General features: G+C 62.2%; 14 protein-coding genes. 3 read left to right on the top strand and 11 right to left on the bottom strand.

Annotated elements, in window-relative coordinates:
* Positions 1–15: 15 nt before the first annotated feature.
* From F812_RS0110800 to F812_RS26510, 8 genes are all read right to left on the bottom strand, one after another.
* Positions 16–1,518, bottom strand: coding sequence for a tripartite tricarboxylate transporter permease (locus F812_RS0110800; protein ID WP_020085994.1), 1,503 nt, complete (start codon positions 1,516–1,518; stop codon positions 16–18).
* Complete coding sequence (locus tag F812_RS23495; protein ID WP_020085993.1) at positions 1,515–2,054, bottom strand: tripartite tricarboxylate transporter TctB family protein; 540 nt, start codon at positions 2,052–2,054, stop codon at positions 1,515–1,517. Before F812_RS23495 ends, F812_RS0110800 begins: the two co-directional genes overlap by 4 nt.
* 6 nt (positions 2,055–2,060) lie before the next feature.
* Positions 2,061–3,047 carry a Bug family tripartite tricarboxylate transporter substrate binding protein gene (locus tag F812_RS0110790; RefSeq protein ID WP_026868037.1) on the bottom strand — a complete coding sequence of 329 codons (987 nt, stop codon included), beginning with the start codon at positions 3,045–3,047 and terminating at the stop codon, positions 2,061–2,063.
* Positions 3,048–3,937: 890 nt separating this feature from the next.
* Positions 3,938–4,165: a hypothetical protein gene (locus tag F812_RS0110775; RefSeq protein ID WP_020085989.1), complete on the bottom strand. Its 228-nt coding sequence runs from the start codon at positions 4,163–4,165 to the stop codon at positions 3,938–3,940.
* Positions 4,162–4,515 (bottom strand): DUF3240 family protein, encoded by a 354-nt coding sequence (locus F812_RS23490; protein ID WP_083929164.1) that lies wholly within the window; start codon positions 4,513–4,515, stop codon positions 4,162–4,164. Before F812_RS23490 ends, F812_RS0110775 begins: the two co-directional genes overlap by 4 nt.
* Entirely contained in the window at positions 4,446–7,607 is a 3,162-nt protein-coding gene (locus F812_RS0110765) for an efflux RND transporter permease subunit (RefSeq protein ID WP_020085987.1), read from the bottom strand. Before F812_RS0110765 ends, F812_RS23490 begins: the two co-directional genes overlap by 70 nt.
* 5 nt (positions 7,608–7,612) lie before the next feature.
* Entirely contained in the window at positions 7,613–8,662 is a 1,050-nt protein-coding gene (locus tag F812_RS0110760; protein WP_020085986.1) for an efflux RND transporter periplasmic adaptor subunit, read from the bottom strand.
* A gap of 37 nt (positions 8,663–8,699) precedes the next feature.
* Positions 8,700–8,849 carry a hypothetical protein gene (locus F812_RS26510; protein ID WP_020085985.1) on the bottom strand — a complete coding sequence of 50 codons (150 nt, stop codon included), beginning with the start codon at positions 8,847–8,849 and terminating at the stop codon, positions 8,700–8,702.
* Here F812_RS26510 and F812_RS0110750 point away from each other — a divergent pair.
* Together F812_RS0110750 and F812_RS0110745 are read left to right on the top strand one after the other, a co-directional pair.
* Positions 8,848–9,501 (top strand): response regulator transcription factor, encoded by a 654-nt coding sequence (locus F812_RS0110750; protein WP_026868035.1) that lies wholly within the window; start codon positions 8,848–8,850, stop codon positions 9,499–9,501. The two genes, F812_RS26510 and F812_RS0110750, sit on opposite strands and share 2 nt — an antisense overlap.
* 3 nt (positions 9,502–9,504) lie before the next feature.
* A complete protein-coding gene (locus tag F812_RS0110745; RefSeq protein WP_020085983.1) occupies positions 9,505–10,854 on the top strand; it encodes a sensor histidine kinase in 1,350 nt (449 codons plus the stop codon).
* On the opposite strand, the gene F812_RS26505 is transcribed toward F812_RS0110745, so the two are convergent.
* Positions 10,851–11,096: a hypothetical protein gene (locus F812_RS26505; protein WP_156827360.1), complete on the bottom strand. Its 246-nt coding sequence runs from the start codon at positions 11,094–11,096 to the stop codon at positions 10,851–10,853. The two genes, F812_RS0110745 and F812_RS26505, sit on opposite strands and share 4 nt — an antisense overlap.
* Before the next feature lie 377 nt (positions 11,097–11,473).
* Here F812_RS26505 and F812_RS0110740 point away from each other — a divergent pair, with 377 nt between their 5' ends.
* The gene (locus tag F812_RS0110740; RefSeq protein ID WP_040498105.1) at positions 11,474–12,976 is read left to right on the top strand and encodes a L,D-transpeptidase; all 1,503 of its coding nucleotides are present in this window, start codon (positions 11,474–11,476) and stop codon (positions 12,974–12,976) included.
* Between the two features lie 149 nt (positions 12,977–13,125).
* On the opposite strand, the gene F812_RS0110735 is transcribed toward F812_RS0110740, so the two are convergent.
* Both F812_RS0110735 and F812_RS23485 read right to left on the bottom strand, forming a co-directional pair.
* Entirely contained in the window at positions 13,126–14,163 is a 1,038-nt protein-coding gene (locus tag F812_RS0110735; protein WP_020085980.1) for a D-alanine--D-alanine ligase family protein, read from the bottom strand.
* The gene (locus F812_RS23485; protein ID WP_040498104.1) at positions 14,160–15,191 is read right to left on the bottom strand and encodes a putative zinc-binding metallopeptidase; all 1,032 of its coding nucleotides are present in this window, start codon (positions 15,189–15,191) and stop codon (positions 14,160–14,162) included. The genes F812_RS0110735 and F812_RS23485 overlap by 4 nt, the downstream gene beginning before the upstream one ends.
* Positions 15,192–15,457: the final 266 nt, after the last annotated feature.

Below are 15,457 nucleotides of genomic sequence, written 5' to 3'. Positions count from 1 at the left end.
CCGCGGTTCCCAACCTCATTCGACGATCACCTCATCCCGCTTGCGCCGCACGCGCGGCAACAGCAGCACCGACAGCAACGCCAGCGTCACCGCCAGCAACCCCGCGCTGATCGGCTGCTCGACGAAGATCGCGAGGCTGCCGCGCGACATGATCAGAGCTTGTCTGAACTTCTCCTCCATCATGTCGCCGATGACAAAGCCGAGCAGCAGCGGAGTCGGCTCGAACCCGAGCTTGATCAGCACGTAGCCGCCAATCGCGAAGAAGCCGGCCAGCGCCACGTCGAACGGCTCGTTGCGCATCGAGTAGGCGCCGATCGCGCAGAACACGACGATCGACGGCATCAGGATGCGGAACGGCACCTTGAGCAGCTTCACCCAGATGCCGATCATCGGCAGGTTGATGACCAGCAGCATGAGGTTGCCGATCCACATCGAGGCGATCATGCCCCAGAAGAACTCCGGGCTGCGCTCGATCACCTGCGGACCGGCGACGATGCCGTTCATGGTCATGGCACCGAGCATCAGCGCCATCACCGCGTTGGCGGGCACGCCGAGCGTCAAGAGTGGGATGAACGAGGTCTGCGCCGCTGCGTTGTTGGCGGACTCCGGCCCGGCCACGCCTTCGATGGCGCCTCTTCCGAAACGCTGGGGCTCTTTCGCCAGATGCTTTTCAACGCCGTAGGACGCAACCGGCCCCAGCAGCGCGCCGTTACCCGGCAGCACCCCGAGCAAGCCTCCGAGCGCGGTGCCGCGCAGGATCGGCGCTACGGATTGCCTGAGCTCCGAAAGACTCGGCAGCAGCCCTCCGATCTGCTTGGAGATCACATCGCGGTTTTCCGGCGTTTCCAGTGATCGGCCTAGTTCGGCCAGGCCGAACGCACCCATCGCCAGCACCGCGAACGGGATCTGCTCCATCAGTTGCGGATAGCCCAGCGTCAAGCGCGGCGCCGCGGTCTCGAGATCCATGCCGACTGTCGCGAGCAGCATTCCGAGCAGGATCATCGCAATGGATTTGCTGACCGCGCCGCGATTGAGCAGCGCCGAGGCCAGCACCCCCAACAGAAGGAGTGAGAAATAGTCGGCGGGACCGAACTCCAGCGCCACCCGCGTCAGCGGTATCGCGAGCGCCGCGATGAACACGGTGGCGATCGTACCGGCGATGAACGACCCGATCGCCGAGATGCCGAGCGCCGCGCCTGCCCGCCCCTGCCGCGCCATTTGATGACCGTCGATCGCCGTGATGATCGCGGTCGCCTCGCCCGGGACATTCACGAGAATGGAGGCGGTGGACCCGCCGTACTGGGCGCCATAGTAGATACCCGCCAGCATGATCAGCGAGCCGACCGGATCGAGGCTGTATGTCAGTGGCAACAGCATCGAGATGGTGGCGATGCTGCCGATCCCCGGCAGAACCCCGATCAGCGTTCCGAGAAAACACCCCGCAAGGCACAGAAACACGTTGGTGGGCGACACTGCGACCGCGAGCCCGAACACCAGATGGTCGAGCAGCTCGGTCATTTCCACAACGCCGCAAACGCCGCCGCCGACCCGCTCGGTCCAACAGGGATGCTGAGTGTCAGCAGGTATCCGAACACCGCGATGCACGCGACCGTCAATACCGCAGCGAGAACGACGATTTCACGCCACTGCGTCTCGGCACTGGCAAAGCCAGCCAACCCGACAGTGATCGGAACCGCGCCTAGCAAGCCTAGCGGTTTGATCGTCAGCGCGAACGCCATCAATGCAGCGAAGATGAAGATCGGCGGCCGCAGATTGACAAATCCCAGTTGCTCCCCCGGACGTGTGAAATCCAGCAGGATGATCAGGACGCCCATGAAGACGATCCCGAACGCTAGGCCGCGCGGCAGTAGCCCAGGACCGACCGCGTTCAGCGAGCCCGCCGGCAGGCTCGCGCCTTGATAGAGCGCGAAGCCCCCGAGCGCGAGCAGAGCGATACCAGCAGCAAAGTCCTGGGTCGGAACCCAGGACTTTGCTTCGGTTGCACCATTTTCTGGAACGGATGACGTGTCTTTATTTGGCAAAACGCTGCCCATGCCGTCTCAGTTCGTCGGGCTCAGGTTGGCGGCCTTAATGACCGGCGCCCACTTTGCGATTTCCCTGCCGATGTAGGCTTCGAACTCCTCCGGCGTGCTGGCGATCACGTCGTAGCCCTGGCTCGCGAGCTTGGTCGAAACCTCAGGCGACTTGAGTGCCTCGACATAGGCCGCGTTGAGCTTCGCGATCACCGCCGGCGGAGTCTTGGCCGGCGCGGCCACACCCCACCAGCCGTAGGTTTCGAAATCCTGGAGCCCGGCTTCGGCCACCGTCGGAATTTCGGGCGCCAGCGGCGAGCGCTTGGAGCTGGTGATGGCCAGGGCTTTGAGCTTACCGGCCTGAACGTGGGGAAGAGCGGTCGACACGTTGTCGAAGAACACCTGCACGCGGCCGGCGATCAGGTCGAGCAATGCCGGCGCGCTCGATTTGTAGGGCACGTGCACGAGATCGACACCGGCCTTGATCTTGAAGTATTCGGCCGCGAGATGAAGCGGGCTGCCGACGCCGGCGGACGCGAAGTTGAGCTTGCCGGGGTTCTTCTTGGCGTAGTCGATCAGTTCGGCCAGCGTATTGATTCCGAGATCGGGGTTGACCAGCACGAAGTGCGGCTGCGAGGCGATCAGCGTCACAGGCTTGAAGTCCTTAACCGGATCGTAAGAGAGGTTGGTGAACAGCGTCGGGGTAACGGCGTGGGTCGCGAAGTTCGCGAACAGCAGCGTCTGACCATTGGGCTCTGACTGCGCGACCACCGCGGACGCGAGCGACCCGCCCGCACCGGGACGGTTCTCGATGACGATCGGCTGTCCGAATTTGGTTTCGACAGGACCCGACGAAATGCGGGCAAGGTTGTCCGTGGCGCCACCTGCCCCAAGCGGAAGAACGAGCTTGATTGGAGCGCTCGGATAGGTGTCTGCCGACTGAGCGAAAGCCGCGGTTGCGGCGATAGCGACGGCACCAGCCGTCAACACGATATGGCGAAGTGCCGGTCTCATTGAAATCCCCCCGAGAAGTTTAGCGGCAATGGAGCTCGTAAGAATGCCGAGGCGATGATGCCGTGTGCGCCGTCTCGACGCTGGAGGCTTAGACAAAATCAACACGCGACCAAGAAACTAAAAATGAGAAGCTTATTCAGTGCGGCCGGAGATCAAGCGCAGCAGAAAAATAAAGCAACTAATTGCACTCCACGACGAAGCAACTCGTCGCTCTCGAGATACCGGGGATGTCTAAGGATGGTCAGTCGTGGTCTTCCGCGGCAGCTCGTCGAGCCACGACTGGCGGCAGTGCGTACACGGATGCACTTCCGTGAGAAGCGCAATGAAATCCTCGCCATCGACTGACCGTCCGCAAACTCGGCATATGCGACATCGTCCAAGCTGAAACCAGATCAAACGAGTTTGGGAATCCGTCGCGAAAACCTATGAAAACATAGGCTCGAGGATGACCGAAGTTGGCGAAATAACCATCTGAATCATCATCGCCATCGCCGTACTTTCGGGCGCGCCATTCGACCTTTGGGCCGACAGCATACCACCAATAGGCTGTTCGGAATGCGGTCAACCTGGCGACCGGTGCCGAGTGCTCGGTGGCGTCTCGATACCGCTGCGCAGATTGGAATTGGCGAGCAGAGTGGAAGGCGGCTGCTAGCAGGCAAACTTGCTGCCAAAAGCGTATCCCCCTGCGCCTAACCCCGCGCATTTGCCTTTCCCAACATGGCGGTGCGGAACACTGCTCTCGAATGACGCGCGCCGCTGGCACGCCCCCTTCGCGCAGTGGCCAAAGCCCGTGATGCGCGCGGCCCCATTGCTCCACGGGATCTCATGGGCCGAGGCCGGGCCTCCGAAGGCGATCAGCGCGCCCGCGAGGGTAGCAAACACGAATTGTCTCATGACTGGTCCTCTCTTTCCTTCGTGTTGTCAGTGCGTATGCGTTCGGGCGGCGTTGCACGAGGCGGATACCCGCCTGCACCTGTCGGCGGCTTCATTTTCCGAAGGAAATCGATCCGTGCGCCGCCCTGCTTCAGGGCCCAAACGGCAATCGCCCATGCGGCTCCCGAGGTGAGCAGCGGCAGGATCAGTGCCGTGAGAGGGTACGCGCTGGCGGATACGATCATGGTGCCGCTCCCGACGGCCCGGACTGCGACTCGCTGCCCTCCACCAGACGGCCGACCTCGATGACAGGCTCGATCCAGTAGGCCATGTGCGGTACCGGCAGCGCCTTGCGGACGGATTCGAGCAGGAGGGACGCGTTCCGTCGCGGCATCACCGCCACGAGCACGCCTCGCTCGACGCGGCCGCGCACCCGCTCGCTGATGCTTGCGCGCGAGAAATCGAAGCCGTGGCCCTCCGCTTTGAAGGTCGTGAAACCACCGACTGCAGGCTTTGAAGACATAATCAGCTCGATGAGGTCATTTGCGGCGCTGATCGGGTAGACGAGCGTGAGCTTGCAAAGGGATTGATCCATTGGGGACTCCGGATTTCTTTGCTGTCCCTGTCGCCACTCAACCCGAAGCGGCGGAAGAGAATGGGCAGAAGCAGCAGGGTGAGAGCGGTCGAGGTGACGAGACCGCCGATTACGACGATCGCGAGCGGCCGCTGGATCTCCGACCCGGGCCCTGTGGCGAACAGGAGCGGCACGAGGCCGAACGCGGCGATGCTTGCAGTCATCATCACCGGACGTAGACGCCGGACGGCACCATCGAACACGACTTGCCCAATGGGCATGCCGCTTGCGGCCAGCTGGTTGAAGTGGGTGACGAGGACGAGCCCGTTGAGCACCGCGATGCCGAGCAGCGCGATGAAGCCGACGGAGGCCGGCACCGACAGATACTCGCCAGAGATCCAGAGTGAGAGCACGCCGCCCACCAACGCGAAGGGCACGTTGGCGAGAATGAGCAGGGATTGACGCATCGAACGCAGCGTCGCAAACAGAACGCCGAAGATGAGCAGCAGCGCGATGGGCACGACGACCGAAAGCCGGGTAGCAGCGCGGCGCTGATTTTCGAACTGGCCACCCCATACGAGGCGGTAGCCCGGCGGCAGTTCCACCTTCTCGGCTACGGCACGCTGGGCGTCCTCGACAAAGCCGACGAGATCCCGCCCCGTCACGTATGCCTGCACGATGGCGAAACGGGAGGCATTCTCTCGCTCGATCTTGACTGGCCCGCTCACGCGCTCGAGTTTTGCGATGTCGCCCGCGCGCACCACGCCGCCGTCGCCTGCTGCGATCTGGGTCGATGTGAAGGCCTGAGGATTATCGCGGATATCCTCGGCACCGCGAACAACGATCTCCGTGCGCCGGCCGGGCTCCGAGACGAGACCGGCAGGCGCCCCTTCGAGCATCGCCCGGAGTTCGTCCTCGACGCGCGTGACAGCGAGACCCGTTCGGCCTGCAGCAAGACGGTCGAGATCGATTTGAAGGTACTCGACGTTGTCGTTGGCGACGGTCGAGACCTCGGATGCGCCGGTGACGCTCTGAAGCGCGCCCTGGATCTTGCCGGCGAGGCCGGAAAGCGTCGCGAGGTCGGGGCCGAAGATCTTGATGGCAAGATCGCCCCGCGCACCCGTCAGCATTTCGGCGGTGCGCATCTCAATCGGCTGCGTGAACGCGAACTCGACGCCCGGCATATCGGCCATGGATTGGCGCAATTGCTCAATCAGCCACTCCTTGTTCGGTACGCGCCATTGATCTTTGGGCTTCAGGACGAGGAAAGTATCCGTCTCGTTGAGACCCATGGGGTCGAGACCCAGCTCGTCCGATCCGACGCGCGCGACGATGCGCTCGACCTCCGGCACCTTCTCCTTCAAGAGCCTCTGGATGCGAAGATCGCCCTCGATGCTGGCCTTGAGATTGATGGAGGGCAGCTTGGTGATCTGCATGATCACGGAGCCTTCGTCCATGGTGGGCATGAACGATTTGCCGACGGCGCCGTAGGCAAAGACCACTGCGACGATCCCGGCTGCGGCCACAAGATACGCGGCGATCGGAAAGGCCAGGCATCCCTTGAGGAGTGTTCTGTAGCCACGCGCGAGAATGCGCATCAGCAGCGGCTCGCCGTGACTGCCGCCGCGAAGCAGGTAAGAGGACAGCACCGGAATGAGCGTGAGCGAAAGAATGAGCGAGGCGCCGAGCGCGAAGATGATGGTAAGCGCGACCGGGGCGAACAGCTTGCCTTCGAGGCCCTGAAGTGACAGCAGAGGCAGAAACACGAGGCAGATGATAAGTATTCCCGAGGCCACCGGCATCGCCACCTCGCCTGCCGCGCGGTAAACTTTGTGGAGGAGAGGAATGTCGCTGTCCCCCTCGTGGTGGAGCCGCTCGACCGTGTTCTCGACGACAACGACGGCCGCATCGACAATGAGTCCGATGGCAATCGCCAGTCCGCCGAGCGACATGAGGTTCGCGGACATGCCGAAAGCCTTCATCATGACGAAGGTGGCGAGAGCGGCGAACGGCAGCGTCAAAGCCACGACGATGGCGGCCCGCAGGTTGCCGAGGAAGAGGAGCAGCAGCACGACGACGAGCACTGTCGCCTCGATGAGTGCCTTGCTCACTGTGCCGACGGCCTTTTCGATCAGGTCCGAGCGGTCGTAGAAGACGTTGATTTTCACGCCTTCCGGCAGGCTCGGCTTCAACTCGTCGAGGCGCGCCCTTACAGCTGCCACGATTGCGCTTGCATCGGCTCCCCGTAGAGAAAGCACCAGCCCCTGAACTGCCTCGGCTTGCCCGTCCATGGTTACCGCGCCATAGCGGGTGAGGCTTCCAATTCCGATGTTCGCAACATCACCGAGGCGCAAGACATACTCACCTTCGGTCTTGAGAACGATCTGCTCGAGATCCTGTGGCCTCTGAATAGCGCCGGCAGCACGCACGACGAGAGCCTTCTCTCCCTCGCTCAGCCGCCCCGCGCCGTCGTTGCGGTTGGCCTCGTCGATGGCTTTCAGGATATCTTCGACGCCGAGGCGGGCCCCTGCGAGCGCTTTTGCGTCAGGGATGACCTCGAACGTGCGGACCATACCGCCGAGCGCGTTCACGTCCGCGACGCCCGGAAGGGTGCGCAGCGCCGGGCGAATGGTCCAGTCGAGCAGGCTGCGCCGCTCTTCCAGCGAGAGGTTGCCGCCATCGATGGTGAACATGAAGACGTCGGAGAGCGGCGTCGACACCGGGGCGAGGCCGCCCGAAATGTTCGACGGCAATTGATCTCGCACGCCGTTGAGACGCTCGGCGACCTGCTGACGCGCCCAATAGATGTCGGTGCCGTCCTCGAAGTCGAGCGTGATGTCGGCGATGGCGTATTTGGCCGCCGAACGAAGGATGGTCTGCTTCGGGATGCCGAGCAGCTCCATCTCGATTGGGGTGATGACGCGCGTCTCGACCTCTTCCGGCGTCATGCCGGGTGCCTTGAGGATCATCTTGACCTGAACAGGCGAGATATTGGGAAAGGCGTCGATCGGAATTGTGCGAAAGGCCCACGCCCCGGCCACGGCCGCAGCAACCGCAGACAGCAGGATGAAGACGCGTTGCGTCAGAGAAAAACTGATCAGGCGGTCGAGCATGTGGGCTATTCCGCCCCCAGCATCTGCTCGAGCTGCGGCAGGCCGCTCGCTGCGACCGCGGCGCCCTTGGGCAGGTTGCCGAGCACCGTTGCCGCCGCGGGTGAGCGCCCTGCGACCTCGACCGGCACGAGCGTGAAGCCCGTGTCGTTGCGTACGAACACGCCTTCAACCCCGTTGATACGAGCCACCGCGCTTGCGGGAACCGAGAGCGCGCCCGTCACGGCTTTCTGGACGATGCTGAGAGTCACCATCTGCCCCGGCAGAAGACCGCTCTCGGAAGGGACGCTCGCGATCAGCTTGGTCGAGCGCGTCAGCTTGTCGAGCGACCCGCCCACCGAAACAACTTTGCCTTCCGGGCCGTCCATGACCTTGATGCGGTCTCCAGGCGCGATACGGCTCACGAGGTTGGCGGGCAGCTGCGCCTCGATCCATAGCTCATCACTCGTATCGATCGTGACCGCGGGAGCCATGGCTTCGATCTTGTCGCCGGGCGTGACGCTGGCCTCAACGACGCGCCCTGCTTCCGGTGCCTTGATGGTATACTGGCCTGGGCTCGTGCTGCTGATGCCGCCGAGAACCAGCATTCGCTTGTGCTGCTCAATGACGGCCTTGATCTTGGTGACCTGTGCCTCGGCCTCTTCGGCCATGGTGGGACTCTGGATGTTCTTCTCGGCAAGATCCCGCCGTCGGCGAGCAACGGCTTCGGCGGCTTGAAGCTCCGCTTCCGCCTGAGCGAGGTTCGAAGCCGCTTCCAGCAATTCGCGGCTGGATACTGTGGCCAGATCCTGGCCCTTGCTGACGCGCTCGCCCGGCAGCACGTGGAGCTGCGCGACCGTGCCGCCAAAAGGCGCGGCTGCGACGATCCGGGCATTGAGCGCCGGGATGACTGTTCCCGGCAGCAGCGCTACAACCTGCTCGGCTGTCGGTGTCGCAGGCTCGATTTCAATTGCCATGCGCTCGATCTGGGTCGGCGAGACGGCAAGATCGCGGGCTGGTGCGGGCAAGGATGCGCTCACGGCAACGCCCGCGGAATGGAGCGAGATGGCCGCTGCCATTATCAAAGTCCTGCGCATTTCGAACTCCCCGATCCGACTACAATTCCTGACCCAGGATGTGCTGTGCCAAGCTGAAATCGGCCTGAACCGAAGCTGCGGGCTGGCTGAACGACCGGTCTTTTAAGCGCCAGTTCAGGAGGGCTGTGCTATCAACCTCGCGATAGAGATCGCCAAAGGAGTGCGCCATTCGCATTCTCCTCATCGAGGATGACCCGGAAATAGCCAAACGCCTCGCAGAAGGGCTGGATTCGGCGGGATTTGCCGTCGAACGAGCCGACAACGGCGCCGACGGCTACATCATGGGAACGGAAGAGACGTATGATGCCGTTGTTTTGGATCTCGGACTTCCGCAGATGTCGGGGCTCGATGTTCTGCGCAAATGGCGCGCCGGCGGCCACAAGATGCCGGTCCTCGTCCTGACGGCACGCGGCTCTTGGCCTGAGAAAGTGGATGGCCTCAACGCTGGCGCCGACGATTACATCACCAAGCCGTTCCACATCCCCGAGGTGGCCGCGCGTCTCAATGCTCTCATAAGGCGTTCCGCGGGTCTGGCGAGCGCCACGCTCACGCACAGGGGAATCACGCTCGATACCGGTGCAGGAATGGCCCTGCTCGACGGACAGCCGATCGAACTCACGGCCAAGGAGCTGCGCATGCTGAACTACTTCATGCATCGAATAGGTCGCGTTGTCTCCCAGGCAGAGCTTACCGAGCACCTGTACAGCCTCGGCGAGAGCCGCGAGTCGAACACGATAGAAGTTTACGTGAGCCGTCTGCGCCGCAAGTTCGGGGCCGATCTGATCAAGACGATCCGCGGCCTTGGCTACCGAATGGACTAGGTGATGAAGGAACCTGCCAGCCTCAAAAATCGGCTCATCGTTGCCGCCACCGCGTGGATCGCGTTCGGCATGGTGCTTGCGTGGTTGATCCTCTCGAACGTCTTCCGGACCCACGTGACGCAGCAGTTCTACGACGAGCTGTTCGTGCACCTTTCGGAGCTAAAGCGTCTCGCGCATACAGAGAACGGCCAAACGGTTCTGCGTGCTCCGCTGAGCGACCCGCGCTACGATGTCGAGAACTCGGGTTACTATTGGGAGATCCAGCAGAAAGGCAAGGTGCTGGCGCGCTCTCCCTCCATGAAGGCGGCCCCGCTCACCACCCCGCCCGACGGGCGCTCCGATGTCGGTGTCCACACACATCACATTAAAGGCCCAACTGGCGAGTTGCTTGTGGCGGAGAGCCTCGAGTGGAAGAATCCCGGTGAGCCGCCTGTCCAATTCATCATTGGCACGGACAAACGCCATCTCGAAAGCGTTGTGACCAGTTTCAATGACACGCTGTCGTGGTCATTGACGGCCTTGGGAGTGGCGATGGCTGCAGCCGCCGCACTCTTGATCCTTTATGCAATGCGCCCGCTCGGACAGCTGAATGTTGCGCTACTAAAGATGCGGTCGGCAAATCTGAAGTGCTTGCCCGGAAACTATCCATCCGAGGTGCAGCCACTTGTCGACAATCTCAATTACATGTTCGCGTCGACAACAGAGTTGGTGCAAAGGGCTAGAACGCAGGCCGGAAACATCGCGCACGGGCTCAGGACACCGTTGGCAATTTTGACAGATGAAGCCTATCGGCTCAAATCTTGCGGCTGCGGCGCAAGCGCGGACACTATCCTCGCTCAGTGCCGAAAGATGGAAGCTCAGATAAATCACCAAACAACTCGCGCTCGCGTTGTCGCGAACCGCCTGTCCCCGGGAGCATCGTCAGAAGTCGCGAGCGTTGTATCCGATGTGATAGCGGCTCTGTCGCGCATCTACGCGCATAAACAGTTGCACTTCGATGTCGACGTGCCCCCCGCTATTCGCGCTGCGTGCGAAGCTCAGGATCTTCAAGAAATTCTTGGCAATATTATCGACAATGCCGGAAAATTTGCCCACTCTCGCGTGCGCATCGCGGCAAACGAAACCAAAAGCGGATCAGTTGAAATCTTAGTTGATGATGACGGCCCAGGCTTGCCTCCTGAGGCGCACGAAGTCGTCTTTAACGTCGGAGAACGCTGGGATACGCAAGCAGCTGGCTCGGGACTCGGCCTTGCTATCGTACGCGATCTCGTGGTGCTCTATAATGGCGAAATTCAGCTCGACACGTCGCCTCTCGATGGCTTGCGTGTTTCAATCCGATTGCCTTCTGCCTAAAGCCTGCGGCGCAGAGCAGAAGAAGCGCCTGAAGCTGAGGCTTCGATGACGAGTTGCCGGCGATCCCTGCTCACCGTTCGTGGTGAGCTTCTCCGGCAAGGGCTGTCAGTGATGGCAGAGATCAGAGCCAGGGTCTGTTCGATGAAGGTCGCGTTATGCGCGGTCCGCTCGTACTGCGCCTCAGCGTTCGTCTCGCCGAGAACCGGCGTGAGGGTGCCGCCGAGCTTGCCACCAGCATCCACTTGCCCCCTCTCTCGAGAGCAAACAGCAGTGACGCTTCCAAATCCCAGCTCTTGCTATTCGTCAGGGAGAGACCCGTGGCCAGCTAGCCGGGCAAACCGCTGTTGTCGAGCGACGCGGCGCCCGCCGTAAAGCCGGGACCGCGGCGCTAAGGTGACACCGGAAAGCGTCTTGCCCCGCACGAAGCGCGGCGTTGATGCCAGGGTTTCCGCAAACAAGCCCCGGACGGCGCGTCCAAGGCGAGGAACTGCGTGTCCTAAAGAGCACATCAAAATCGGTCGTCCGCTAAGCCAGCCTTAATTTTGCTCCGCCAAACTTGATTCGTGCCGTGCAAGGCTGGCATCAAAAGGGGGAGCATTGCGTGTTGAGTTGGTTGACGATGACTCAAAAATCCAGTCGGTATCTACTGCTTCCGGCAATTTCAGCACTGGCGGCCATTGCCGCTATGACTGTACTGAGCGACGCCGCCAGCGCCAACCGTCCCCCCCGCGCTGCAGAGGAGGCAGCGCCGCGCGATGCCGGCGAGCCGATCATGGCGATCGTGTCGATCAAGTCCCAGCAGATCACATTCTATGACGCGGACGGCTGGATCCTGAAGGCGCCGGTTTCGACCGGCACGAAGGGACGCGAAACGCCGGCCGGCGTGTTTGCCGTTCTCCAGAAGAATGCGGATCACCGCTCGAACCTCTACGACGACGCCCATATGCCGCACATGCAGCGTCTCACCTGGAATGGGATCGCGATGCACGGCGGCCCGCTTCCGGGCTATGCCGCCTCGCACGGTTGCGTGCGGTTGCCATTCGGCTTTGCGGAGAAGCTGTTCGACACGACGCGCATCGGGATGCGCGTGATTATTTCCCCGTACGACGCAACGCCCGCGGCATTTTCTCATCCAGCGCTGCTGGTTCCGAACGCCGACGCCGTCGCGGCGGCTCCTGAGCGCGCCGAAAAACTGGCGCGGGAAGCCGACGAGGCAGCAAAAGCCGCCGAAGTTTCCAAGAAATCCGCCGCGAAAGCGGCACGCGAGGCGGCATCGTCCAAGGCGGCACTTCGCAAACTCGAAGGCCTCAAGTCCGCGGCCGACGCCGCGCTTGCGCGCGCCGAAAAGGCTCTCGCCACCGCAAAAGCCGATCAGGCCAGGGCGGGTGCCGAGGAACAGAGGCTGAAGGCTGCAACTAAGGTCGCGGAAGCGACAGCGAAACTCGAAACGGCGAAAGCCGACGCGACGCTGAAGTCCGATGCCGCGGCCCGCGCACAAGAGGCCGCCAAGGAGGCCGCCGCCAAGAAGCCCGAGGCCGCCAAAGCAGCGGCCGAGGCAAAGCTCGCGCTCGAGCCGGTCTCGATCTACATCAGCCGCGCGACGCAAAAGCTCTATGTGCGGCGGAACACGCGCAAGGCGTGGCCGGACGGCGGCGAGGTCTTCGACACCACCATCGAGGCACCAGTCACGATCCGCGATGCCGACATGCCCATCGGAACGCATGTGTTCACGGCGATGGCGTCCGACGGACCGGGTCTGCGTTGGAGCGCGGTCTCGATCGACACCGGTGACGACGCCAAGAACGCGCTCGACCGCATCAACATCCCGAGCGACGTGCTCGAGCGCATCGCGCCGACCGCGCTGCCGCGATCCTCGATCATCGTCTCCGACGAGCCATTGAGCAAAGAAACCAACTATCGCACCGAGTTCGTTGCGGTGTTGAGCAATCAGCCACAGGGAGGCTTCAAGACGCGCCGGCCGACGCCGCCCGCTCCTCCGGCTTACAAGCCCTGGGAAGGCGGCGGCTTCTTCAGCTTCTTCGACCAGCCGAGCCCGCCCCCGCCTGACAACAACCGTCGGCGCACCCGCACCAAACAGGTGCAATCGCAATGGTTCTGGTAGGGGCGGCGCCTTCGCCCTTGCTCACGTTAGCGTCGCAAAGCGAGCCCGAACGGTCCAGGTGGATCTATGCGGGGCTGCGCTTCAGGGGCAGGGCGGGATACGCCTAGCGGCAACCGGCGACCACCGATCCATCGCATTCCCAGCGCGCGTCAGAGGGTCATGCGCTCAGGATCGTAGTTCATTCCAAACCGGATGAGCCGCTCGATCAGCTCCGGATATTCGATGCCTGCGGCTTCGGCCGCGCTTGCGAAATCCTCGTCCGAGGCGATCTGCGGATTGGGATTGGCTTCCAGAAGATAAGCTTCCTCGTTGTCCGTGACGCGGAAGTCCAGCCGCGCATAGCCGCTGAGGCCAAGCAGCCGATAGATGTCGCGTGACAGCTTCTGCAGTTTTGCAGCAAGCTTCTCGCTGATCTCGGCCGGCCCTGTCATCACGCCGGCCTGATCCTGATAATCCGGATCCCATTTGCCCCGGCCCGTCGCGATCAAGGGAGATCCCGCGGGCCTGTTCTCAACGAAGAACTCCCAAGGCGGCAGCACGGTGACGCGCTCGTTGCCCATCATGCTGACATAGATTTCCCGCCCTTCGATGTATTCCTCGGCCAGCGCCGCCGACGACGCGGTGCGATGTATGAAATCCACCCGCTCCATCAGTTTGACGTCGTCGCGCACGATCGATGCGCCCGAGATCCCGATCGATCCCTCTTCGGTCAGCGATTTGACGAACAGCGGAAAGCCCAAGGTGCTGGGGCGCTTTGTGTTGCGCTTCATCGGGAAGATGGCGAACTCCGGCACCTTCATCCCGTCGTAAGCGAGGATCTTCTTGGTCAAAGCCTTGTCACGGGCAATCGTGAGCCCGCGGGGATTGCAGCCGGTATAAGGCTGACGAAGCATCTCCAGGAAGCTGACGACGTGCTGATCGAAGTGTCCAATGTGATTGAACTCCTCGGCCAGGTTGAAGACGATGTCCGGCTTGTGGGCTTCGAGCGCATCGGTGATCGTCGAGAGATTGTTCGAGATACCGACCGGAACGAGCGTATGACCCAGCGCCTCGATGGCGTTCTTGACGTCGTATTCGGTCTTCCGGAGCATCCGCTCCTTGCCGCTGAGCTCAGTCAGGTCTCCCGTCGGCAGCAATCGCTCGTCCGCCAGAAGGATAACCGTGAGCTTCTTCTTTAACCTTGTCATAGCGGCAGTCTTGGGCTGTTCCGGATGATTGAGACAGTCGCACGGGAAACGAGGCGCGACACCTTGCTGACCGTTTCCGCCTTGGGGCGTGCTTGTCTGAGCTTCAGGATGCGGGCGCGCTGCACGAGCTGCCGCAAGACCTGATCGACGACGTAGGCGGGCACCCCGAGCGGCTTGGCCGTGCGCCGCCTGAGACGTGTCCTGTACTCCGCAAGCAACGCCGCGGCCGACATGTTCCCGCGCGAGCGGCTTGCTGTTCCATTGCTCGGCTCGAAAATCCGCAGCAGCGAGCCGTCGAACTCGTCTTCGGCGTCGATCGCGTAGAACTCGCGCTTTTCCTCGTAGTGCTCGCCGAGCGTTCGCGTCGAATCCCGCAGCTCGTTTGCAATCCGCTTCGGCTTGATCTGGGGCTCGACATCGCGCAGATCGCGCATCCAGGTGTCGACCGCCATCAATTTTTCATAGGCCGGCCAATCGCGATATTTCCGCCGCCAGCCGTTCTTGGAACGAAGCCACACGGCGAATGTCTCGGCAAAATCCTCGACCGGATGCGATTGCGCATACCAGGCATTGAGATGCTGGACGAAATCGCGGCTGTCCGAGTCCGCCACATAGTCCGTCGGATAGGCCCGATGCGGCGAACCGAACACCTTGCGGTACTCGCGCATCTTGCGAAGCTGAAAGGCCTCGTCGACGGCATGTCCGGTTTCATGCCGCACGATGCTCAGGGCTTCATTCAACGACGCGCCTTCGGCTTCCAGCATCATCTTGCGCTCGAGACGGATCAGTCGCGGGTGAAGCAGATAGAACGGAACGGCGAATCCAACGACCTCGTCGGGATTGTACCACTGTTCGGAGATCCAGAGAGTCGGGCGGAAGCGGATACCGCGCGCGGTCAGATCGTCGAACACGGACTGCGCCCGCTGCTCGATCACGGAGCCCTTCAGGCGGAGCGGAAGGTCGCAAAACCGCACGCGCAGCAGCTCGCTGTCCGGCATCTGATCTAGGCGCGACGCTCGTGTGGTCATGCTGCTCCAAAAAGTGGCTCGGCCGGTCAGTGAAATCACCGAACGCAGGTGCTTTGGACCCGTTAAACCACGAACACATCCCGCCGCGCAAAAAAATGCGGGGAGCCAAATAAATACACTATATTTCAATGGCTTAAATGTGGCTCCACGAGTTGGAGCGGCAAGCAGGGGCCTCACAGGAGGCGACAGTCTTCGTCGAGCCGTCAAAAGAGTCCGGCAGCCCTTGGGAACCCAGGGCGGGCCCGGGAGAGAACGCGGTGGTTTCC

Origin of the sequence: Hyphomicrobium zavarzinii ATCC 27496 (assembly GCF_000383415.1) — a bacterium.
Taxonomy (GTDB): Bacteria; Pseudomonadota; Alphaproteobacteria; order Rhizobiales; family Hyphomicrobiaceae; genus Hyphomicrobium_C; species Hyphomicrobium_C zavarzinii.
Note: the sequence above shows the minus strand (reverse complement) of the source record. Positions and strands in the feature narration are given on the sequence as shown.

Coding starts and splice junctions, on each gene's coding strand:
- F812_RS23490 (WP_083929164.1), bottom strand. CDS start 4,515: ATGGATCAATCCCTTTGCAAGCTCACGCTCGTCTACCCGATCAGCGCC.
- F812_RS0110800 (WP_020085994.1), bottom strand. CDS start 1,518: ATGACCGAGCTGCTCGACCATCTGGTGTTCGGGCTCGCGGTCGCAGTG.
- F812_RS0110735 (WP_020085980.1), bottom strand. CDS start 14,163: ATGACAAGGTTAAAGAAGAAGCTCACGGTTATCCTTCTGGCGGACGAG.
- F812_RS0110765 (WP_020085987.1), bottom strand. CDS start 7,607: ATGCTCGACCGCCTGATCAGTTTTTCTCTGACGCAACGCGTCTTCATC.
- F812_RS23495 (WP_020085993.1), bottom strand. CDS start 2,054: ATGGGCAGCGTTTTGCCAAATAAAGACACGTCATCCGTTCCAGAAAAT.
- F812_RS0110740 (WP_040498105.1), top strand. CDS start 11,474: ATGACTCAAAAATCCAGTCGGTATCTACTGCTTCCGGCAATTTCAGCA.
- F812_RS0110775 (WP_020085989.1), bottom strand. CDS start 4,165: ATGATCGTATCCGCCAGCGCGTACCCTCTCACGGCACTGATCCTGCCG.
- F812_RS0110745 (WP_020085983.1), top strand. CDS start 9,505: ATGAAGGAACCTGCCAGCCTCAAAAATCGGCTCATCGTTGCCGCCACC.
- F812_RS0110760 (WP_020085986.1), bottom strand. CDS start 8,662: ATGGCAGCGGCCATCTCGCTCCATTCCGCGGGCGTTGCCGTGAGCGCA.
- F812_RS26510 (WP_020085985.1), bottom strand. CDS start 8,849: ATGGCGCACTCCTTTGGCGATCTCTATCGCGAGGTTGATAGCACAGCC.
- F812_RS0110790 (WP_026868037.1), bottom strand. CDS start 3,047: ATGAGACCGGCACTTCGCCATATCGTGTTGACGGCTGGTGCCGTCGCT.
- F812_RS23485 (WP_040498104.1), bottom strand. CDS start 15,191: ATGACCACACGAGCGTCGCGCCTAGATCAGATGCCGGACAGCGAGCTG.